We start from the raw sequence: 19,247 nt of genomic DNA on the forward strand, positions 1-19,247 counted from the left end.
TCGGAGACTGCCGCCATCTCTCCGAGAGATACCTCGGGGGCTCGCTGAGGGATACTCGGAGGGTGGAACTGCGCCAGCTCGAGTATTTCGTCGCCGTCGCCGAGGAAGCGAACTTCACCCGTGCCGCTGCACGGCTGCACGTCGTCCAGTCCGCGGTCTCCACCACGATCAAGAACCTCGAGCGAGAACTCCGCACTCCGCTGCTGGAACGCACCCCCAAAGGTGTGCTGCTCACCGATGCCGGTGCTGCCCTGCTACCGCGCGCCCATGCTGCTCTCGACGCCGCCCGGGAGGCCGCAGACGCGGTGGGCGAGGTCCGCGGCGGACTGCGCGGCACACTGCGGCTGGGCGCGATAGCCACGGTTGGGGTCATCGACCTTCCCGTGTTCCTCGGTGAATTCCACCGGCGTCATCCCGGCGTGTTCCTGCAGACCAGCGCCGCCCCCTCCGGCTCCCAGGGCCTGGTCGAAGCCCTCCTCGAACGGCGGCTCGACCTCGCCTTCGTTTCGGGGCCCGGACCGGGCCCGACAGGCATCACGCTGACCGCCCTCGCTTCCTCGGTGCTCGACCTCGTCGTGCCGGCCGCCCATCCGCTCGCGAAACGCCGCACCGTGTCGATCACCGAACTGGCCGGCCTGGACTTCGTCGACTTCCCCGCGGGCTACAGCAACCGGACCGTTGCCGACCGGGCCTTCGCAGCTGCCTCCGTCCCCCATCGCGTCGCCATCGAGATCACCGACCTCACCACCGGCGTGGCCTACGTCCGAAACGGCCTGGGCGTGGCGCTGCTGCCACGGGTCGCCCTCGGCAAGGGACAGGACGTCGCCACGCTGACCGTCGACGGCGCCGACCTGGAATGGCAGTTTTCCCTGGCCGCTCCGTCCGAGCGCACGCCCGGTGCTGGGGCACGTGCCATGATCGCGATGGCGCACGAGCTCCTCCGGCAAGGGTGAGTATCGCCTCGGAGGGCGTTGTCACGTTGTCGGTTGGGTGGACGTCTGACGGTGTGTCGAGGCATGGTGTGGCCGGGACCTGATGGCAGGCCACGAGGCAGGGCCCTGACGCCTCGGTGTCCGTGGAGCGATGACTTCGCCTTACTGCGACCCCGTGTTGGCGCGGTGCGCTGTGCTGAAGCGGCGCTGATAGGCGGCGGGGCTGATCGACATTTTCCTCACGAAAACTCTCCGCATGCTCTCGTAACTCGGGAATCCGACAAGGGACGCCGCCTGCGTTGCGGTGTGCCCTTGGTCGAGCAGAGCTTTTGCCATGTCGAACCGGATCATCTCCACGTACCGGGCCGGCGTGGTGGACAGTTCGTCGTGAAAGAGCCGCGTGAGATGCCGAGAGCTCACATTTACGTGCTTGGCGAGCTCGCCGAGTGAGTGATTTCCCGCGGGATCAGCCGTCACCAAGTCGGTGATCCTACGGATGACCGGAGATCGGGGTGGCGGTCCTTGCAGTGGGGCGGAGAATTGTGACTGGCCGCCTGAACGCTGCAAATAGACCACCAGGGCGCGGGCGACATCGCGGGTCAGATCAGGGCCGTGATCCTCCTCGACGAGTGCCAGCGCCAGGTCGATGCCGGCGGTCACGCCCGCCGAGGTGTACGTGGTGCCGTCACGAACGTATATCGCATCAGGTTCGACGCGGCTGGTCCGGCACCGGGCAGCGAGTTCTTGTGTGACCTTCCAGTGCGTGGTCGCACGCTTGCCGTCCAGGAGACCGGCGGCGCCGAGGACGAATGCTCCGGTGCAGATGGACGCGACCCGGCCGGCTCGGAGCGCCAGGGTCCGCGTGGCCTCGACCAGGTCACGGGCGACAGGACTGCGCGGGTAGAGGGCTGCGCCGGCCACCAGGAAGGTGTCGGGCACAGACTGCGAGGCGGCGGCGTCGACCGCGATCCGGATCCCGATGGACGAGGTGACGTCGGTGCCGGTCGGTGACGCCAGCACGATCTGGTAGTCGGCACCGAACCGGTTCGCTTCCGCGAAGACCTCCGCGGGGCCGGCGACGTCCAGCAGTGTGACCCCGTCATAGACGAGGATCACGACCCGATGCATGCCAGAGCCCACACCCCCGTTCCCCGCCTGTCCGGATTCGGGTGACTCATGGCGGGACCGAGGTGGCGCCGAGGGCCCGGTGGTCGGCAGTGTGGAAGACGGACGCACCGTTCATTCCTAACACATTGATACCGGGAAGCGCAGAGGTCATGACTGAGATCATCGCAGGGGTAGAGATTCCTGAAACAGAGGCGGTCGCCGAAGCCACCCGTCTCATTCAGAAGATGACCAGACCCCTCATCTACCATCACTCCCGGCGCGTTTTCGTCTTCGGCGTCATTCATGCTCGCAGGCTCGGCCTGCAGCCCGATCCGGAGCTGCTCTACCTGTCCGCCATGTTCCACGACACCGGCCTCTTGACGCCCTTTTCCGATGTGGAGCAGCGCTTCGAGGTCGATGGTGCTGACCATGCACGCAAGTTCATGCTCGACCGAGGTTTCCCGGCCGCCGCCGCCGACGTGGTCTGGACGGCTATCTCGCTGCATACGACGCCGGGAATTCCCGGCCGGATGGGCCCGGAGATCGCCATCACGAATTTCGGCGTTCTGACCGACGTGCTCGGCTTGGGTCTGGACGAGCTGGATCGCGACCAGGTGGAAGAGATCACCGCCGTCCATCCGCGGGGCGACTTCAAGAACGAGTTCCTGCAGGCCTTCGTCGACGGACTCAAGCACCGCCCGGAGACCACGAACGGAACCGTGAATGCGGACGTGCTGGAGCACTTTGTTCCCGGGTTCCGTCGCACAACCACGGTCGAGCGCATCGTCGGCGCGCCCTGGCCGAGCTGATCAGAGGGCCATGAAGGACAACGTGATGAAACATGCAAGTCGTACGCGCCCCGGCCGTCGTCCCGGACGAGGCGTCGCCTTCACCGTGCTCGTCTCCGCCAACGTAATTTCTTCCGGAAAGGACCCATCATGCAAGCCATCACCGTTCGAGACCGTGACGCGGGTGTCGGTGGGCTCTCCCTCACGGACATGCCCTACCCCCACGCCGCTGAGAACGATGTCATCGTGCGGGTGCATGCCGCGGGGTTCACCCCTGGGGAGCTCGACTGGCCGGGAACCTGGTCCGACCGCGCCGGCCGCGACCGGACGCCGAGCGTGCCGGGGCACGAACTCTCCGGCGTTGTAGCCGAACTGGGCTACGGAACCACGGGCCTGACCGTCGGCCAACGGGTGTTCGGACTGGCCGACTGGACCCGAAACGGATCACTGGCCGAGTACGCCGCGGTAGAGGCCCGCAATCTCGCTCCGCTACCGGCGGACGTCGGTCACACGGTGGCCGCCGCCCTGCCGATCTCCGGGCTGACCGCATGGCAGGGCCTGTTCGACCACGGTCGCCTCACGACAGGCCAGACCGTCCTCATCCACGGTGCCGCCGGCGGTGTCGGGTCGATCGCCGTGCAGCTCGCGCGCGAGGCGGGCGCCCGAGTGATCGGTACCGGACGGGCTGCCGGCAGGGACACAGCACTCGGTCTCGGCGCGGACACCTTCGTGGACCTGCAGAACGACCGGCTCGAAGACATCGGCGAGGTCGACCTCGTATTCGATGTGCTCGGCGGCGACATTCTCGAACGCTCGACCGCCCTGGTGCGCGTCGGGGGCACCCTCGTCACCATCGCCATGCCGCCCAGAATCCGGCCCGAGAACGGTCGGGCGGTCTTCTTCGTCGTCGAAACCGACCGGGGCCGCCTCGCGGACCTCATCCAGCGTGTCCGGGACGGACGACTCGAACTGGTCGTCGGGGATGTGCGGCCACTGTCCGAAGCGCCCGCAGCGTTCGCCCGCAGCGGCCGCCGCACACGCGGCAAAACGATCATTCAGATCGCGGGGAACTGAATGCGAGCGGCCCTTCGAGTGTCGGGCGACGGCCGGCCGTGCCCATCAATGGTTCGAGCCCTTGATCCGATGATGAGAGACCTGTTCCCGTGCCGTGCGCCACCGTGACCGAGTCTGCTCGACCACGCTGTCCCACTGCCGGCGGACCTCATGGTCGGAGGGTCGGTGGCCCTGACGGATCCGGTTGAGCTCGTCCCGTACTTCTCGTCCCAGTGCCGCCGATGCAACCAGGACGAGCATGGCTGCGAAGAGGGCGGAGATCATCGCGAAGACGGCACCGACCACGCCGTAGCGTGCTGCGGAGGAGTTGAAGAGATGCGGCATGTAGATGGTTGCGCCCACTGAATAGGCCGCCGTCAGGACGGCGCCGGTGATGCCGAAGGGAAGCAGGTCCGGCCAGCTGATCCGCTTCGCCGACAGGATCCGGCCGGTCCAGACGAGGAATGCAGCGGTCACCAGTACCCCACACACCGAGGCGGCCAGACCCAGTGCGCCCTTGTCACGGAGCGTGGAGAGCAACGTGGTGACCACTACGTAGCCACCGAGAGTGAGGATCCACCACAAACCGTTGCGCGTGTTGCGCACGCTGAGGGGCTTGAGTTCCCATGCCTGTTCGAAGAGCCGCTGTGCGGCTCGCGCGAAACTCAGCACCGAGATCGTCAGAAACACGACCCCGAAGATGCCCACGCTTGCGTTGGTCGCCTCGGCAGGAGAGAACAGCGAGCTGACTGCCGTGGCGCCCGATCCGGTGAGGTTGTAACGCCTGATGATCCGCTCTGCGGCGTCGAAGTGCACAAAGTTGCCCAAGACAGCGCCGAGGAGGATGGAGAGCGGGACCAATGCCGTCAGGGCGCTGGACGCCAGGGCCATCGAGCGGTCGAAACCCACGATCTTCTGAAACCGGTTGATGACCCGCAAAGCGAAGGCCGGCCGCAGCCAGAACGTCAGCGTTCTGACGATGCGCTCTCGATTGATCCCCGTCGTCCTGCCCTCCGTGAAGATCGGGACCTTTGTGGCGACGCGAGCCTAACGGTCGGTCGCCTGACCGATGAACGGCGACACGAGAAGCAGCATGCCGTCGCCTTCCTTCCCTCGCCCCTGAGCCCGCGGGTGGCTCTGCCGTCGCCGAGGTCGCCGCCCGGCTCGAAGGCGTCGCCCGACGCTGAGCCCAGCGAGAGATCCACTGGCACGCTTTCGGGACAGCCCACCAGAATGCACTGGAGGAGGCTGACATGAACGAGCTGCTGACCCGGGCGATCGAAGCCCACGGTGGGATCACACGCTGGCAGGAACTGACGCAGGCGCAAGCCGCCATCGTCAGCGGTGGCCACCTGTTCGAAGTCAAGGGCCTGCCGCAGGATCCCGAGCCGCGCGAGATGACCGTCCGACTCCACGAGGAGCACGCCTCGGTCAAGCCTTTCGGTGCCCCTGACCAGAAGACCGACTTCTCGCCCGGGCGAGTGGCCATCGACAAGCTCGACGGGCGAGTGGTGGCCGAACGGAAGGACCCGCGGACGTCCTTCACAGGCCACGTCCTGGAGACCCCCTGGGACCCGCTGGACCGCGCCTACTTCAACGGCTATGCACTGTGGACCTACCTCACCACGCCATTCCTGCTGTCCATGCCCGGATTCACGGTCACCGAGATCGAAGCGTGGCGGGAGGAAGGCGAAGCCTGGCGAGGACTGCGCGCAACCTTCCCGTCCGAGATCGCCAGTCACAGCACCCATCAGGACTTCTACTTCGGCTCCGACCACCTCCTGCGCCGGCACGACTACCACGTCGACGTCGCCGGTGGGTTCGCCGCCGCGCAGTACGTGTACGACAACGTGGAAGCGGACGGCATCGTGCTGCCCACCAGACGCCGGGCCTACCGCCGCGACACCGACGGCCGGCCCGTCCTCGACGAGGTCATGGTCTCGATCGACCTCAGCAGCGTCCACTTCAGCTGACGGAAGACCCGACTGAAGCCGTCACGGCTGCGGGCGACTCGGCGCGAGCCTCATGAGCGGCCGCCGGCCCGTCGACAATCGCTCACCTTCTGCGGTGCTTGTCCCGGCGGGTCCCCCGCCTGCTGGGGGTCCAGGGCGGGGGCTGCTCCATCCCGGCGTACATCCCGTTTCGACAGCAGTGGCGGCGGCCATGCACGGCCGGGTCCGAGCATGCGGTCCGGGTGGTTCACGGCCTCGGGCCGAGTGCCCCGGACGACGTCCATGGTGACGTCGGGCATGGCAGCTGTCCCGACGTCACTGAGAGTCAGAGCGGAGCAAGGATCATCAGGACCTCGTCACGGGTGTCGTCGGGTGCGAGTCGGAGGGCTGTGGGCCAGCGACCGGTCTCACGCCATCCGAGCCGTCCGTAGAAGTCCTCCAGCCCCTCGCCTCCCCGGGCAGCGAGGTGCAGCTGCTCGAGGCCCAGCTCATCGCGGGCGATCCTCCGGAGCTCGTGGACGAGGGCGGATCCGATGCCGCGTCCGCGGAAGGCGGGGCGGGTCTGCAGATGGTGGACCGTGCCCCAGTGTCCGACGAGCCGGTAAGGGTCGCGGTTGAGGATGACCCATCCGGCGAGGAGGCCTTCGGCCCGGGCGACAAGAAGTCTGCTCCGGTGTGGGTCGAGACGGCTGAGGAGCTGGTCCGCGGCAGGGGTGACGTCGTCCTCGCCGACAGGCGGGAACGGGAAACCCGCGGCGCCGCCGGTGTTGGTGACCGTGATCCAGCAGTCGATCAACTCCCGCCGGAGTTCAGGGGCGACATCGCGCGGGTCCGTTATCTGTACCAGGTCGAGGGCGCTGTCGTGCGGCATGAGTAGGAGGATGCCAGAGGGGTCCGACATCCTTGCCGCGGTCAGCATCGCAGGGTGCGCCCGCCGACTTCGGCTGATGCGGTCTCCGTGGCCGTCGTATGCGTCGTGACGCTTTCGGTGCCAGGACGCCGGGGGCGGAGCTACACGTGATGGCGTGATCTTCCTGGTGCCCCATGGTGGTGTCTCGCCTTCTCGCCGGGGCTGGGGGCCCAGGTCCGAGCGCATCCGCAGCAGTACCAGTGCCACAGGTGCGGGGCGGCCGGTGTCGTGCGACTGGTGTCGCGCCAGAGTGCCCGGTGATCCAGGCAGTGGGGGCAGTTCGGTGACTGGTGCACCACGGCGTCCTCCTGCGTCGATTCGTGGTCAGCGTGGTACGGCGGCCGGTGGTTCGGTGTGCTGACCCGCCCTTCCCACTCGTACGGGGGATCCGTGCCGGCAGTCGGGGCCGCGATGCCGTCACCCGAATGGATGCGTACAGGTGGTCGCACGGGAACGTGCCGCGCAAGGTCAGTTCTGTCCGGCTTCATCCCGTTCCGGCTCAGGAGTTTCCATGGCACAGACAGCACCCACGCCCGGCACGTCCGCCCGTTCTTCCGGTCCGGGGGACGGCAGCAGTCCCTGGGCGGCCGGTGGGGTCATGTTCGCCGGTGTTCTGCTGATGGTGGACGGCGTCCTGGGGGTGATCAAGGGCATTGCAGGTATCGCGTCCGACGATGTCTACGCACGCATCAGGAACTACACGTTCAAGTTCGACGTGACGGGCTGGGGGTGGATCCACCTCGTTCTCGGCGTGATTCTTGTCGTGATCGGTCTGGGCATTCTCAAAGGCGCCGGGTGGGCCCGGGTGCTGGGTATCGTGATCGCGGCGCTCAACATGATCGCCAACTTCATGTGGCTGCCGTACGTGCCGATCTGGGCGATCATCTCCATCGCCATCGACACGTTCGTCATCTGGGCCCTGTGCACGGACCGTTCCAAGGTGCTCGTCTGAGTGCTGGTCGTGACGGAGGACGTGCATTCATGGCTGCTGCATCCGATCCGTCGGAAGAGCTCGTCGCTCTTGCCGCCGAGGCGTATGTCTACGGGTGTCCGCTGGTCTTCGACCTCTCGACGGCCGAGGACTTCATGCAGGTGGGTGTCGGTCCGCCGGCGCCCATCCCGTTCAATCATTTCGCACACTCGGGCCGATCGGCGGACCCCGGCACCCACTGCCCATCCGTCGGCGACGACATGCTCTGCTCGGTCGCCCAGCTCGACCTTTCCGGCGGGCCGATCCGGTTGCATGTCCCCGACACCGGCGGTGCGTACTACGTGCTGCAGTTCGTGGACACCTGGACCAACAACTTCGCGTACGTCGGCCGCCGCGCCACCGGTACGGATGAGGGCGACTGGCTCGTCGTGCCGCCGGGCTGGGCAGGCAGTGAGCCCGGTGGGGTGCGTGGGGTGATCGACGCGCCGACCTCCGTGGTCTCCGTCGTCGGCCGCATCGCCTGTGACGGCCCCGACGACGTGGAGCGGGTCCGGGCGCTGCAGAAACAGCTCACGCTCACGCACCTCGAACCCGGGACGCACCGCACTGGTCTGCCCGCGCCCGACACCGACGTACCGGAGCAGCTGCGCTTCTTCGAGCAGCTCAGGGTGTGGATGGCCGATTTCCCGCCGGCTGCCGCCGACTGTGCGTACCAGGACCGGTTCCAGCCGCTGGGGCTGCTGGAGGAGGGGCCTTCGCCGTACGTCTCCGCCGATCCCGCCCTCGTACGCGCACTCGTCGAGGGGATGGAGCGCGGCAGGGCGCGCGTGGCGGAGGCCGGGCGGCCGGGTGCCGCGGAGGGTGGGCGCTGGGTGATGGATCCGCACCTCTTCGACTACAACCTCGACCGTTTCGGGGTGGGGACGATCGACTCTCCGGAGTGGAAGATGGCCGACCGGGAGGCGTCCTACCTGGTCAGGGCGGTGGCGGCACGCATCGCGCCGTGGGGGGCCCATGGGTACGAGGCCGTGTTCGCACACACCTCCCGCGACGCCGACGGCCATCGGCTGAACGGTGCCCACTCCTACGTGCTGCGCTTCGGCCAGCCGCCGCCGGTCGGGGCGTTCTGGTCCGTGACCATGTACGACGACCCGGACGGCCGCCTCGTCGAGAACGCGGCGCGCCGGTATGCGATCGGTGACCGTACGCCCGGGCTGGTGCGTGCGGACGACGGCTCGCTGACCATTCACCTGGGGAAGGAACGCCCTGCGGACCCCGCGGCGGCGGCGAACTGGCTGCCCGCGCCCGACGGGGACTTCCGGCCCGTGCTCAGGCTCTGCACGCCGGGGCGCGCGGTGCTCGACGGCACTTACGAGATCCCTGCGGTCGAGCGGAGCTGAGGCTGGTCCGGGGGTGCCCGCTTGCCGGGGCGATGTCAGTGGGTCGGTACACACTGGAGGCATGTGCCGCAGCATCAAGACCCTTCGCCCGCCCGTCATCCCCGAAGAGGCCACCGAGGAGGACATCCGGGCCGCCGCCCTGCAGTTCGTACGCAAGGTGTCCGGCTTCCGCGCTCCGGCCGCGCACAATCAGGAGGTGTTCGACCGGGCCGTCGACGAGATCGCCGAAGCGACCGCCCGACTGCTGGACGGTCTTGAGGTGCGGGGGGCGCCCGTCAGGACGTCTTAGGTGCCGAAGCCGCTGCGGTAGCCGTCGCGGGGGTGGCTGCTGCCGCTGCGGGGCGGCGCATCAGGTACGCGGCCAGCGCGCCGGCCACGAACAGGGCCAGCACCGAGACCGCCGTGCCCAGCCATGTCGTGCCGAGCCACTGGCCGCCGAAGTAGCCGAGGCCCACGCTGTAGCCCGCCCAGGCCACCCCGGCCAGGGCGGACCAGGGCAGGAACTCCTTCACCTTGCGGTGCGCCGCGCCCGCGCCCAGCGAGACGACCGAGCGGCCCGCGGGGGCGAAGCGGGCGATGACGACGAGGATTCCGCCGCCGCGGCTCAGGGCCGCGCCGAGACGTTCCTGCGCGGTGGTGAGGCGGCGGGAGCGGGCGATGGCGCGGTCCAGCCGGTCGCCGCCGCGCCAGGCCAGGCGGTACGCGACGAGGTCGCCGAGCACCGAGGCGGTGGCCGCGCTCAGGATCAGCGCGAGGAGCGACGGAACCTGGGGGACCTCTCCGGCGGAGCCGGCCGCGCCTGCGACCGAGGTCGTGCCGGCGGCGGCCGCTGTGGCCGCCGTGATCACCAGGACCCCGCTGGGCAGCACGGGCAGGAACACGTCCAGGAGCACCGAGAGGGCGACCACCGCATAGATCCATGGGCTGCCGGTCAGCGCACCCATACTCTCGAGCACCTTCGCGTACTCCCCGTTCGTTCCAACGCCGCGACGTCGCAGGGGAGCGGCAGGGGCGGCAGGGTCAGCTGTACAGCGTACGCCTGCCGTTTACCTGTACATCATCACGCGCGGGGGATGTTGTGCACCTCACGTGTCACATGTGACACGCCTGCCTCACAGGCATCGAGGGCCGGTGGGGCAGGCGCGGCAACACGGGTCACGCTGAGGCTCAGGCCGCGACCGCCGGCGCCTGCTCGCGGGTGCGGTCCTCGCTGGGCTCTGCGTCACTCCGCCGTGCGAACAGCCGGTCCAGGGCCAGGGAGCCGGGGCCGGTGAAGACCAGGAGCAGGAACACCCAGCAGAAGACCGCGGACGGCTCGCCGCCGTTCTGCAGCGGGAAGAGCGCCTCGGGCTGGTGGACCTTGAAGTACGCGTACGCCATGGAGCCGGAGGCGACGAAGGCGGCGATACGGGTGCCGAGGCCCAGGACGATCAGGATGCCGCCGACGAGCTGGATGAGCGCCGCGTACCAGCCCGGCCAGGTGCCGGTGGGTATGGAGCCGCCGCCCATGGCGCCGCCGAGGACGCCGAAGAGCGAGGCGGCGCCGTGGCAGGCGAAGAGCAGGCCGACGACGATCCGGAACAGGGCGAGAGCGTAGGGCTGTGCGCGGTTCAGGCGTGTGTACATGGGGGGAGGGCTCCTTCGGTCGGTGGGGGACGAGAACCGATTGAGCGCCTCAGGTTAGGGTGACCTCACTAGTGCTTGCAAGTTCAACATTTTGCCGACTGGCTGAAAGTTGCCTATTCGCCGGCGGTCAGTGTCTGCTGCAGCACCGTCTCCAGCTGCGCGCCTGTGGCCTTCTCTCTGGCCTGAACCAATGTCAGCGCAGCATTCCGGCCATGTAGCGTCAGCGTCATCAGCTGATTTCCGAACCACGGGCCGCCGGTCTTCCGCCACCGGATCGGTGCCGGGCCCGTCCGGCCGTGCCGCGCCAGCAGCCGGCCGAGCCGTCGCCCTGCCCGGCTCCAGCCGAAACGGAACCCCGCCTTGAGCAGGCCAGGGACCGAGTTGTGCACGGGAGAGCAGGTCAGCTGCAGGATGCGCGCCCCGGGGTCGGCGTCCGGCGCGTCGGCCGGCCATGTGGGCTCCGCGATGTACGCATGGTGCACATCGCCTGACAGCACACAAACCGTCGCCGGGGCGTCCGGACCGCTTCCCGCCTCCCTGATCAGCTCCGTCAGCCCGCGGAAGGAGTCGGGGAAAGCCGCCCAATGCTCCAGGTCGGAGCGGCGCCGCAGATCCTCGCCGAACCTGGCCCATCGCCCGTCGGGCCCGCCCCGCTCGCCCCGGCACAGTGCGGCGTTCCACTCCTCCGCGTCATGGATGAGCGGGGGAAGCAGCCACGGCAGCGAGGTGCCGATGAGGAGATGGTCGTACGAACCGGCGTCGGCGAGGGCCTCCTCGCGCACCCAGTTCGCCTCCTTCTCGTCGAGCATCGACCGGCGCCCCTCGTCGAGTACGCGGGCCGCTCGGGTGTCCACCATCAACAGCCGTACTCGGCCGAAAACACGGCGGTAGCTCCAGCGGGTGCGCGTGGGGTCGGCGTCCGCCTCGGCGGCGAAACGGCGCAGCACCTCGGTGCCGTCCGGATCGGCGCGTACGGCCGCGTAGACCGGGTCGGCGGCCAGGGCGGCGGGGGAGAGGTTGCCGAGGTGCTGATAGACCCAGTAAGACGCCAGTCCGCTGACGATCCGCTCGTGCCACCAGGGGGTCGAACGGATGGAGGCGAGCCACGCGGCGCTGGTGTTCCAGTCGTCCACCACATCGTGGTCGTCGAAGATCATGCAGCTGGGGACGGTGGAGAGCAGCCAGCGCACCTCGGGGTCGCGCCAGGACTCGTCGTAGAGGTGGGTGTACTCCTCGTAGTCCGCGACCTCGGCGCCCGGCGGCTCTGCGAGGTCCCGGCGCGCGGCGAGGCGGCTGCGGGTCGCCTTCGACGTCTCGTCCGCGTACACCTGGTCGCCGAGGAGGAGCAGTACGTCAGGGCGTGCGGCGCCGGGGTCGGCGGCGAGCCGGGCGGCAAGGGTGTCGAGCGCGTCGGGGCCGGCCGCGTCCCGCTCGCCGATGGGGGGAGCGGCCCAGCGGCAGGAGCCGAAGGCGATCCGGACGGGCGTCGGCTCCGTGTTCTCGTCCGCCGCGGAGGGTGCGGGGGATATCGGGGGTGTGGTGATCGTGCTCGCGGGGAAGCCGGAGTCCGCGAGCGGCCAGACCCTACGTCCGCTGAGCAGCACCTCGTACGCCGTGGTCGAGCCCGGTGTCAGGCCCGTCACCACCACCAGCGCGTAGTGGTGACCCGCGATCGCGAACGTCCGGGAGGAGCCCGACGCGCCGTCCGCGCACCGGACTTCGGCCGTGGTCGGCCGGTCGGCCTCGACCCAGACGGTCGCGGTGGAACCCGTCTCCCAGTCGACGTACCGCAGTAGTGGTCCCAGGCGCAGTCCGGCCATGAGGTGTCCTCCTCGCGTCGTTCCGTACGGACGGGGCCCGTGCACGTACGGACGAAGCCCGTCGCGTGCGAGTGGGCTCCGTACCGTACGGAACGGCGGGGGAGGGGTGAGCGGTTCCGGTCAGCAGCCGTTGAGAACGGACTGGAGCGCGCTCTTCTCCGCCGAGTCGACGGTCAGGTTGTAGTAGTGCTTCACGTGCACCCAGGCGCGCGCGTAGGTGCAGCGGTAAGCGGTGCGCGACGGCAGCCACTCCGCTGGATCCTGGTCGCCCTTGGACTGGTTGACGTTGTCCGTGACCGCGATGAGCTGCGGGCGCGTCAGGTCGTTGGCGAAGGACTGGCGTTGTGCGGTGGTCCAGCTGCTGGCGCCCGAGCGCCAGGCCTCGGCGAGCGGGACCATGTGGTCGATGTCCAGATCGGAAGCGGCGGTCCAGCTGGCACCGTCGTACTCCGAGTACCAACTGCCGCTGACGGCCGTGCAGCTGGAGTTCTGCGTCACGTTCGTGCCGTCCCGCTTCAGGACGACCTCACGGGTGTCGCAGGCGCCCGACTGGGTTATCCAGTGCGGGAACAGGTCGCGGCTGTAGCCGGTCGACGAGCCTTCCGCCGAGACGGTCAGCTGGCTCAGGTAGGTACGGGCGGTGGACGCGGCGACCGGCGTGGGCATGGCGGCCTGGGCGGTGGGCGCGGTGAGCAGTCCGCTGGTTGCGGCAAGTGCGGCGGATGCGACGACGACGCCGATGCGACGCGCGTAGATACCTGACATGCGAACTCCCTTGATGTGGGGGGACCTTGGGCGGGCGACCTGTGGGCCCGGCCATCGTGGCGGCGCCAGGTTTCTGTGGGATGGGCGCCAGGTAACAGAGTGGCGACATGTGCACGTCACATCAAGGGGTGTGACAGGGCTGCCGCACCGACAGTTCGATGCTGCGGAAGGCCGATTCGTACCGGATGCCGGAGTGGGGCAGCCCTTTAGGGTGGCCGCGTGCTGCTTCCGGTCAACATCACGCTCGGCGTCGTCCTCGCCCTGCTGCTCGCGGCGGCCGCCGTCGCCGCCGCCGTGGCCTCGCTCGGCCGCTCGCGCGAGATCGTCCTGGCCGGACTGCGGGCCGCGGTCCAACTCGCCGCCGTCTCCGTGCTCATCGGCTGGGTGGTCCGCTCGTTGCCGGCACTGCTCGGCTTCGTGGCGCTGATGTACGCGGTCGCGGTACGGACCGCCGGGCGCCGGATCACCGCGAACCGCACCTGGTGGTGGGCGGCCCTGCCGATCGCCGCGGGGGTCGCGCCGGTGGTTGCCGTCCTGCTGCTCACCGGACTCCTGCCGGTCCGCGGCCTCGCGCTGATCCCGGTCACGGGCATCCTCATCGGAGGTGCGCTCACCGCGACCGTGCTCGGCGGGCGGCGCGCCCTGGACGAACTGACCATGCGGCGCGGGGAGGTGGAGGCGGGGATGGCGCTCGGGCTGCTCGACCGTGATGCGCGGATGGAGATCGCCCGGCCCGCGGCGTCGGAGGCGCTGCTGCCGGGGTTGGACCAGACACGGACGGTGGGGCTCGTCACGCTGCCCGGGGCGTTCGTGGGCATGCTGCTGGGCGGCGCCTCACCGGTTCACGCGGGGGCCGTGCAGCTGTTCGTGCTGGTCGCGCTGATGGCCGTACAGGCGGTGGCCGTCGCGACGGTCCTCGAACTCGTGGCGCGCGGACGGATGTACCGGGACTGAGCCCCCGGGGAGGGGCCAGGGGCCGGATGTCCTCGGCCGATCGGCCGGACGCTACTGGGGGGCGCTGATGTGCAGGTGGATCGAGCCGTCGGCCGACGCCTCCACGCGGATCTGCGTCAGATCCTCGACGTGTGCGTCCGGCGCCAGCGCCGCGGCGCGCGGGCCGACGCCCACGACGCGCATGCCGGCCGCCCGGCCCGCCGCGATGCCGGCCTCCGAGTCCTCGAAGACGGTGCAGTCCGCCGGGGCGAAGCCCAGTTCGGCCGCTCCCTTGAGGAAGCCCTCGGGGTCGGGCTTGCTGGCGCCGACGCATTCCGCCGTGACGCGGATGCTCGGCATCCGCAGTCCGGCTGCCGTCATCCGGGCCCGGGCCAGCGCCTCGTCCGCCGAGGTCACCAGGGCGTGCGGGAGCGCGGCGATCGCGTCCATGAAGGCGGGGGCGCCGCCGATCGGGACCACTCCGTCGGTGTCGGCGGTCTCCTCGGCGAGCATCACGCGGTTGTCCGCGTAGTTCTGCTCCATCGGGCGGTGGGGGAGGAGTACCGCCATCGTGGCGTATCCCTGGCGCCCGTGGACCACCTTGAGCGCGGCCTCCGGGTCCAGGCCCTCCCGCAGCGCCCAACGCCGCCAGCAGCGCTCCACCACGGCGTCGGAGTTCACGAGGGTGCCGTCCATGTCGAGCAGGAGGGCGCGTGCGGTGAGGACGGTGGCCGGCATCGGCGGTCTCCAGGCGGGGGAAAGAGGGCAACGCGGGGTGACGCGAGCAAGCAGGCGAAGAGAACAAGCAGCCCCGCCCGCCGGTCAGGGAGTGCGGGCGAGGGCTACTTTGTTCCATCACGATACAAAAACCTGCCCGGGAAAGCGAATCCCCTCCGAGGCGGACCCCTTCCGTCAGGACCGGCCGTGGCCCGTCGTCTCCGCCTCCAGCGCACGCCGGGTGTTCGGACCGTAGACGCCGGCCGGATCGCCCTCGACGGACTTGTACGACTGATAGACGGTTACCGCGTGCTCGACCTGGTCCGTGTAGTCGCCGTCGTCGCGCCCCCGGTACAGCCATACCTCCTGCAGTCGCCGTTGCAGCTCGGCCACCGCGGGGCCGTGATCGCCGCGCTGCAGCGTGCGACCGTGCGGTTTCGCGATCGTCGGGGCCGACGACGTCCCGGCGGGCTCCTCGGCGGAGGCCGGGGCCGACGGTGCGGCCGGATGCGACGAGGTGGCGGACGGGGAGGGCGAGGCGCTCGCCGACGGCGAGGCGGATGCGGATGCGGACGGTGACGCGGAGGCCGAAGGTGAGGCGGACGGGGATGCGGACGCCGATGCCGACGCATCGGGTGAGGCGGAGGCATCGAGGGCGGCCGACACCACGGTGCTCGGCAGGGCCTGCTCGCGCTCGGCGCCCCCCTTGCCGTCCCCGCTGAACAGTCCGCCGACGAACGCCGCGGTGCCCACCACCGTGACCACGGCCGCGCCCACGGCGACCGCCGCGAACGGGCGGCGGCGACGTGGCTGCACCGGATCCACCCGGCCCACGGTGTCCGTGGTGTCAGTGGCGTCCCTGGTCTCGTAGCGGGGCTCCCGCGGTCCGGCGCTCTCCGGCAGTGCGGGCGGTGGACCCGTCATCGCCTCCAGGTCGAGGAACAGCGGCATCGTCGTGGCCGCGTCGTTCCCCGACGGGGAGTCGGCCGCCATCGCGTCGGCCGCCGTCCCGTTGCCCTCCAGCGTCACGTACGGCCTGATCCGCAGCGGATCGAAGTCCTCCGCCGCCGCTGTCTCCGCCTGCGCGGCGGCCCGTCGCGCCGCCCGCTCCGCGCATCCGCAGCCGGGACCGGCGGAGGGTCTCCCGTCCGGTGTCCCGTCCGGTCTCTCCGCCGATCTGTCGTCCGTACCGCACTCCGGGCATACCTGTCCGGTCATTTTGTGGGTCCCCTCCCCTTGAACTGCCTGCGATTATGCAGCCCGCCGCGATCACGCCCCAACAGGCCATAACGGTCCACTGCGGCCAGGATGGGGATGTAGCGGACCCGAGGAGAGTTTTATGGCCAACCAGCTGAGCCCCCCGGCCCTGGCCCCCGGCGAAGCCCGCTCCCAGCGGACCGTCCTCGTCGCCATCGGCGCCCTGCTCCTCGGCATGCTGCTCGCCGCACTCGATCAGACCATCGTCTCCACCGCGCTGCCGACCATCGTCAGCGATCTCGGCGGCCTGGACCACCTGTCGTGGGTGGTAACCGCCTATCTGCTCGCGTCGACCGCCGCGACCCCGCTCTGGGGCAAGCTCGGTGACCAGTACGGGCGCAAGAAGCTCTTCCAGATCGCCATCGTCATCTTCCTCGTCGGCTCCGCACTCTGCGGCATGGCCCAGAACATGCCTCAGCTGATCGGCTTCCGCGCTCTCCAGGGCCTCGGCGGCGGCGGGCTGATGGTGCTCTCGATGGCGATCGTCGGCGACATCGTCGCCCCGCGCGAACGCGGCAAGTACCAGGGCCTGTTCGGTGCCGTCTTCGGCATGACGAGCGTCCTCGGACCGCTGCTCGGCGGCCTCTTCACCGAGCACCTCAGCTGGCGCTGGGTCTTCTACATCAACCTGCCGATCGGCGTCGTCGCGCTGCTCGTCATCGCCGCCGTGCTGCACATCCCGGTCCGCGTGGCCAAGCACACCATCGACTACCTGGGCACCTTCCTCATCGCCGCCGTGGCCACCTGTCTGGTCCTGGTCGCCTCACTGGGCGGAACCACGTGGGCCTGGGGCTCGGCACAGATCATCGGGCTCGCCGTTCTCAGCGTGCTGCTGCTGATCGCTTTCGTGTACGTCGAGCGGCGCGCCGCCGAACCCGTACTGCCGCTGAAGCTGTTCCGGATCCGCACGTTCAGCCTCGTCGCCGTCATCAGCTTCGTCATCGGCTTCGCGATGTTCGGTGCGATGACCTATCTGCCGACGTTCCTGCAGGTCGTGCACAACATCACGCCGACCATGTCCGGTGTGCACCTGCTGCCGATGGTCGTCGGCCTGCTCGTCACATCGACCGTCTCCGGCCAGATCGTCAGCCGTACGGGCCGCTGGAAGGTCTTTCCGATCCTGGGCACCGGCATCACCGCGATCGGCCTGATGCTCCTGCACCGGCTCACGGAGTCCAGCAGCACCGGGCAGATGAGCGCCTACTTCTTCGTCTTCGGTGCCGGGCTCGGTCTGGTGATGCAGGTCCTCGTGCTGGTCGTGCAGAACGCCGTCACCTACGAGGACCTGGGCGTCGCCACCTCCGGGGCGACGTTCTTCCGCTCCATCGGCGCCTCGTTCGGTGTCGCCATCTTCGGCACGATCTTCACCAACCGGCTCACGGACAAACTCGGCGCGGCGCTCTCCGGCATCACCCTGCCACCCGGCGTCGACGCCGGCCGGGTGGCCGCCGACCCGCGCGCCATCGCCCAACTGCCGCCCGCACTGCGACCCCCTGTGCTCCATGCGTTCTCGACCTCGATCACCGATGTCTTCCTGTACGCCGCCCCCGTCGTCCTGGTCGCCTTCTTCTTCGCCTGGTTCCTCAAGGAGGACAAGCTGCGTGGCTCGGTGACGGCCCCCGACAGCACCGAGACCCTGGCGTCCAACCCGGTCGAGCGCTCCTCGTACGACGAATGCGCGCGGGCCCTGTCGGTGCTCGCGACCCGCGACGGGCGACGCGATGCCTATGTGAAGATCACCGAGCGTGCGGGGTACGACCTGCTGCCCGCGGCGAGCTGGATGCTGCTGCGCATCAAACGGCACGGCACCGTCGAACCCGGGCTGCTCGCCGACACCGTCCCGGTGCCGCTGCGCGTGATCAGCGACGCGGCGCGGCAGCTCGAGGAGCGAGGTCTGGCCCGGCGTGAAGGGGTGCAGCTGGTGCTCACCGACAAGGGCTCGGAGGTCGTGATGAAGCTCGCGCAGGCCCGCGAGGAGTCGCTGGCCGAGCTGTTGGGCGACTGGTGGGGGCCGGAACGGCCGAGCGACCTGCGCAAACTCCTGGCGGAGCTGACCGCCGAGACGTGCGGATCGAGGGAGGAGCAGCCGCACGGTCCGGAGCCGAAACGGGACCACGCGGCCTGAGCCGGGCGGACCGATCCCCGCGGCCCGACAGACGCCGCCCGATCCGGGGCGGCCTCGCCCGGCCTACAACTCCTTGGCGAACCAGTGCTCCGCGTACTGCCGCCGGTGGAACGCGGGCACCTCCCGGTAACCGTGCTTGGCGTACAGCCCGCGTGCCTCCACCAGGTCGTTGCGCGTGTCCAGCTGGATCCGCCGAACGCCGAACGCACGCGCCGCGCTCTCGACGGCCGTCAGCAGCAGCCCGCCGCCGCCCGTGCCGCGGAACTCCGGGCGTACGAACACCCGGGTCAGTTCCGCCACGTCCGCGTCGATCAGGAGCAGCCCGGCGCAGGCCGCCGGCTTCCCGGCGAACCTGCCGACGATGAACTCACCGGTCGGCGGGATGAGCCGGTCGACACCGTCGTCGGCGAGCCCCTCGTCGATCTCCCGGGCGGTCGCGGGCCGCCCCCAGTACCGGCTGGCGACCTCGTCGTAGTAGTCCCGGCGCAGCGCGGTGGAGTCGGGGGAGTCGAAGCGGTCCGGGGCAACAGTCCAGTTCATGGGCGCGATTGTGACTTGTGCATGATCGGAAGCCAAACGGTTTGACCGGCGGTCCGGCCGACACGGATGGCCCCGCGGATCGGGCGATACCGGATCTCCGTACCGCGCTTCACCCTGCGCACAGCTGTTCGTGACCGTGCGTCCGTCGATCAGGGGGACGGACCTACGGGCGGGGGGTCCGGTTCCGGCCGGGGCCGATCGGCGATCCGAGCATTCTTTCGGACGAAAGCGGGGTGACAGCCAGGCGAAGAGGGGGTTGATTGTGTCTACCTCATGGCGCAATGCGAAGGTTTCACAGCACGTCCTGGGACGAGGACGGCGGATGCACGGTGGGAGGGTCGGCGCAGCGTGGCGAATGCGGAGCACAGCGTGCGCGGAAACGCGGCGACGG

At 69.5% G+C, this 19,247-nt stretch carries 19 protein-coding genes; 9 read left to right on the plus strand and 10 right to left on the minus strand.

All coding sequences use genetic code 11. The features are described from left to right. Nucleotides 1–62 precede the first annotated feature (62 nt). Nucleotides 63–953, plus strand: a complete 891-nt coding sequence (locus ACIA8E_RS08095) for a LysR family transcriptional regulator (protein ID WP_399295713.1) — start codon at nt 63–65, stop codon at nt 951–953. A 141-nt stretch (nt 954–1,094) separates the two neighbouring features. On the opposite strand, the gene ACIA8E_RS08100 is transcribed toward ACIA8E_RS08095, so the two are convergent. Next, on the minus strand, nt 1,095–2,060 hold the full coding sequence (locus ACIA8E_RS08100) for a GlxA family transcriptional regulator (protein WP_399295715.1): 966 nt from the start codon (nt 2,058–2,060) through the stop codon (nt 1,095–1,097). 149 nt (nt 2,061–2,209) lie between these two features. Between ACIA8E_RS08100 and ACIA8E_RS08105 the strand changes: the two genes are divergently transcribed. Together ACIA8E_RS08105 and ACIA8E_RS08110 are read left to right on the plus strand one after the other, a co-directional pair. After that, complete coding sequence (locus ACIA8E_RS08105) at nt 2,210–2,848, plus strand: HD domain-containing protein (protein WP_399295717.1); 639 nt, start codon at nt 2,210–2,212, stop codon at nt 2,846–2,848. Nucleotides 2,849–2,977: 129 nt separating this feature from the next. Then, nucleotides 2,978–3,901, plus strand: a complete 924-nt coding sequence (locus ACIA8E_RS08110) for an NADP-dependent oxidoreductase (RefSeq protein ID WP_399295719.1) — start codon at nt 2,978–2,980, stop codon at nt 3,899–3,901. A gap of 45 nt (nt 3,902–3,946) precedes the next feature. Here ACIA8E_RS08110 and ACIA8E_RS08115 read toward each other — a convergent pair whose 3' ends face one another. Further along, nucleotides 3,947–4,789: a YhjD/YihY/BrkB family envelope integrity protein gene (locus tag ACIA8E_RS08115; RefSeq protein ID WP_399295721.1), complete on the minus strand. Its 843-nt coding sequence runs from the start codon at nt 4,787–4,789 to the stop codon at nt 3,947–3,949. Between the two features lie 344 nt (nt 4,790–5,133). On the opposite strand from ACIA8E_RS08115, the gene ACIA8E_RS08120 reads away from it, so the two are divergent. Next, nucleotides 5,134–5,853, plus strand: a complete 720-nt coding sequence (locus ACIA8E_RS08120; RefSeq protein WP_399295723.1) for a hypothetical protein — start codon at nt 5,134–5,136, stop codon at nt 5,851–5,853. A 304-nt stretch (nt 5,854–6,157) separates the two neighbouring features. On the opposite strand, the gene ACIA8E_RS08125 is transcribed toward ACIA8E_RS08120, so the two are convergent. Beyond that, nucleotides 6,158–6,703: a GNAT family N-acetyltransferase gene (locus tag ACIA8E_RS08125; RefSeq protein WP_399295725.1), complete on the minus strand. Its 546-nt coding sequence runs from the start codon at nt 6,701–6,703 to the stop codon at nt 6,158–6,160. A gap of 550 nt (nt 6,704–7,253) precedes the next feature. On the opposite strand from ACIA8E_RS08125, the gene ACIA8E_RS08130 reads away from it, so the two are divergent. From ACIA8E_RS08130 to ACIA8E_RS08140, 3 genes are all read left to right on the plus strand, one after another. Next, nucleotides 7,254–7,694 carry a hypothetical protein gene (locus tag ACIA8E_RS08130; protein ID WP_399295727.1) on the plus strand — a complete coding sequence of 147 codons (441 nt, stop codon included), beginning with the start codon at nt 7,254–7,256 and terminating at the stop codon, nt 7,692–7,694. A 29-nt stretch (nt 7,695–7,723) separates the two neighbouring features. Beyond that, a complete protein-coding gene (locus tag ACIA8E_RS08135) occupies nt 7,724–9,073 on the plus strand; it encodes a DUF1254 domain-containing protein (RefSeq protein WP_399295728.1) in 1,350 nt (449 codons plus the stop codon). Between the two features lie 61 nt (nt 9,074–9,134). After that, complete coding sequence (locus ACIA8E_RS08140) at nt 9,135–9,362, plus strand: DUF2277 domain-containing protein (RefSeq protein WP_030970409.1); 228 nt, start codon at nt 9,135–9,137, stop codon at nt 9,360–9,362. On the opposite strand, the gene ACIA8E_RS08145 is transcribed toward ACIA8E_RS08140, so the two are convergent. The 4 genes from ACIA8E_RS08145 to ACIA8E_RS08160 form a co-directional block, all read right to left on the minus strand. Further along, nucleotides 9,349–10,029 (minus strand): DedA family protein, encoded by a 681-nt coding sequence (locus tag ACIA8E_RS08145; protein ID WP_267005369.1) that lies wholly within the window; start codon nt 10,027–10,029, stop codon nt 9,349–9,351. The two genes, ACIA8E_RS08140 and ACIA8E_RS08145, sit on opposite strands and share 14 nt — an antisense overlap. Nucleotides 10,030–10,240: 211 nt before the next feature. Continuing rightward, the gene (locus tag ACIA8E_RS08150) at nt 10,241–10,699 is read right to left on the minus strand and encodes a DoxX family protein (protein ID WP_399295731.1); all 459 of its coding nucleotides are present in this window, start codon (nt 10,697–10,699) and stop codon (nt 10,241–10,243) included. Between the two features lie 113 nt (nt 10,700–10,812). Continuing rightward, complete coding sequence (locus tag ACIA8E_RS08155) at nt 10,813–12,519, minus strand: alkaline phosphatase D family protein (RefSeq protein WP_399295733.1); 1,707 nt, start codon at nt 12,517–12,519, stop codon at nt 10,813–10,815. 120 nt (nt 12,520–12,639) lie between these two features. Then, nucleotides 12,640–13,284 (minus strand): HNH endonuclease family protein, encoded by a 645-nt coding sequence (locus tag ACIA8E_RS08160; RefSeq protein WP_399295735.1) that lies wholly within the window; start codon nt 13,282–13,284, stop codon nt 12,640–12,642. A gap of 219 nt (nt 13,285–13,503) precedes the next feature. Between ACIA8E_RS08160 and ACIA8E_RS08165 the strand changes: the two genes are divergently transcribed. Then, nucleotides 13,504–14,238: an ABC transporter permease gene (locus tag ACIA8E_RS08165; protein ID WP_399295737.1), complete on the plus strand. Its 735-nt coding sequence runs from the start codon at nt 13,504–13,506 to the stop codon at nt 14,236–14,238. A gap of 51 nt (nt 14,239–14,289) precedes the next feature. Here the strand turns inward: ACIA8E_RS08165 and ACIA8E_RS08170 are convergent, their stop codons facing one another. Next, nucleotides 14,290–14,955: an HAD-IA family hydrolase gene (locus ACIA8E_RS08170; protein WP_399295739.1), complete on the minus strand. Its 666-nt coding sequence runs from the start codon at nt 14,953–14,955 to the stop codon at nt 14,290–14,292. Between the two features lie 174 nt (nt 14,956–15,129). Further along, nucleotides 15,130–16,152 carry a peptidoglycan-binding protein gene (locus ACIA8E_RS08175; protein WP_399295741.1) on the minus strand — a complete coding sequence of 341 codons (1,023 nt, stop codon included), beginning with the start codon at nt 16,150–16,152 and terminating at the stop codon, nt 15,130–15,132. A 121-nt stretch (nt 16,153–16,273) separates the two neighbouring features. On the opposite strand from ACIA8E_RS08175, the gene ACIA8E_RS08180 reads away from it, so the two are divergent. Continuing rightward, entirely contained in the window at nt 16,274–18,316 is a 2,043-nt protein-coding gene (locus ACIA8E_RS08180) for an MFS transporter (RefSeq protein ID WP_399295743.1), read from the plus strand. A 63-nt stretch (nt 18,317–18,379) separates the two neighbouring features. Here the strand turns inward: ACIA8E_RS08180 and ACIA8E_RS08185 are convergent, their stop codons facing one another. Beyond that, nucleotides 18,380–18,856, minus strand: a complete 477-nt coding sequence (locus tag ACIA8E_RS08185) for a GNAT family N-acetyltransferase (RefSeq protein WP_399295745.1) — start codon at nt 18,854–18,856, stop codon at nt 18,380–18,382. Nucleotides 18,857–19,247: the final 391 nt, after the last annotated feature.

The organism is Streptomyces sp. NPDC051664, assembly GCF_044453545.1.
Taxonomy (GTDB): Bacteria; Actinomycetota; Actinomycetes; order Streptomycetales; family Streptomycetaceae; genus Streptomyces.

What these genes read in the sequence shown, in the direction of transcription:
- ACIA8E_RS08135 (WP_399295728.1), top strand. Translation starts at nt 7,724, where the DNA reads ATGGCTGCTGCATCCGATCCGTCGGAAGAGCTCGTCGCTCTTGCCGCC.
- ACIA8E_RS08150 (WP_399295731.1), bottom strand. Translation starts at nt 10,699, where the DNA reads ATGTACACACGCCTGAACCGCGCACAGCCCTACGCTCTCGCCCTGTTC.
- ACIA8E_RS08180 (WP_399295743.1), top strand. Translation starts at nt 16,274, where the DNA reads ATGGCCAACCAGCTGAGCCCCCCGGCCCTGGCCCCCGGCGAAGCCCGC.
- ACIA8E_RS08120 (WP_399295723.1), top strand. Translation starts at nt 5,134, where the DNA reads ATGAACGAGCTGCTGACCCGGGCGATCGAAGCCCACGGTGGGATCACA.
- ACIA8E_RS08140 (WP_030970409.1), top strand. Translation starts at nt 9,135, where the DNA reads ATGTGCCGCAGCATCAAGACCCTTCGCCCGCCCGTCATCCCCGAAGAG.
- ACIA8E_RS08105 (WP_399295717.1), top strand. Translation starts at nt 2,210, where the DNA reads ATGACTGAGATCATCGCAGGGGTAGAGATTCCTGAAACAGAGGCGGTC.
- ACIA8E_RS08125 (WP_399295725.1), bottom strand. Translation starts at nt 6,703, where the DNA reads ATGCCGCACGACAGCGCCCTCGACCTGGTACAGATAACGGACCCGCGC.
- ACIA8E_RS08100 (WP_399295715.1), bottom strand. Translation starts at nt 2,060, where the DNA reads ATGCATCGGGTCGTGATCCTCGTCTATGACGGGGTCACACTGCTGGAC.
- ACIA8E_RS08155 (WP_399295733.1), bottom strand. Translation starts at nt 12,519, where the DNA reads ATGGCCGGACTGCGCCTGGGACCACTACTGCGGTACGTCGACTGGGAG.
- ACIA8E_RS08185 (WP_399295745.1), bottom strand. Translation starts at nt 18,856, where the DNA reads ATGAACTGGACTGTTGCCCCGGACCGCTTCGACTCCCCCGACTCCACC.
- ACIA8E_RS08110 (WP_399295719.1), top strand. Translation starts at nt 2,978, where the DNA reads ATGCAAGCCATCACCGTTCGAGACCGTGACGCGGGTGTCGGTGGGCTC.
- ACIA8E_RS08170 (WP_399295739.1), bottom strand. Translation starts at nt 14,955, where the DNA reads ATGCCGGCCACCGTCCTCACCGCACGCGCCCTCCTGCTCGACATGGAC.
- ACIA8E_RS08175 (WP_399295741.1), bottom strand. Translation starts at nt 16,152, where the DNA reads ATGACCGGACAGGTATGCCCGGAGTGCGGTACGGACGACAGATCGGCG.
- ACIA8E_RS08130 (WP_399295727.1), top strand. Translation starts at nt 7,254, where the DNA reads ATGGCACAGACAGCACCCACGCCCGGCACGTCCGCCCGTTCTTCCGGT.
- ACIA8E_RS08160 (WP_399295735.1), bottom strand. Translation starts at nt 13,284, where the DNA reads ATGTCAGGTATCTACGCGCGTCGCATCGGCGTCGTCGTCGCATCCGCC.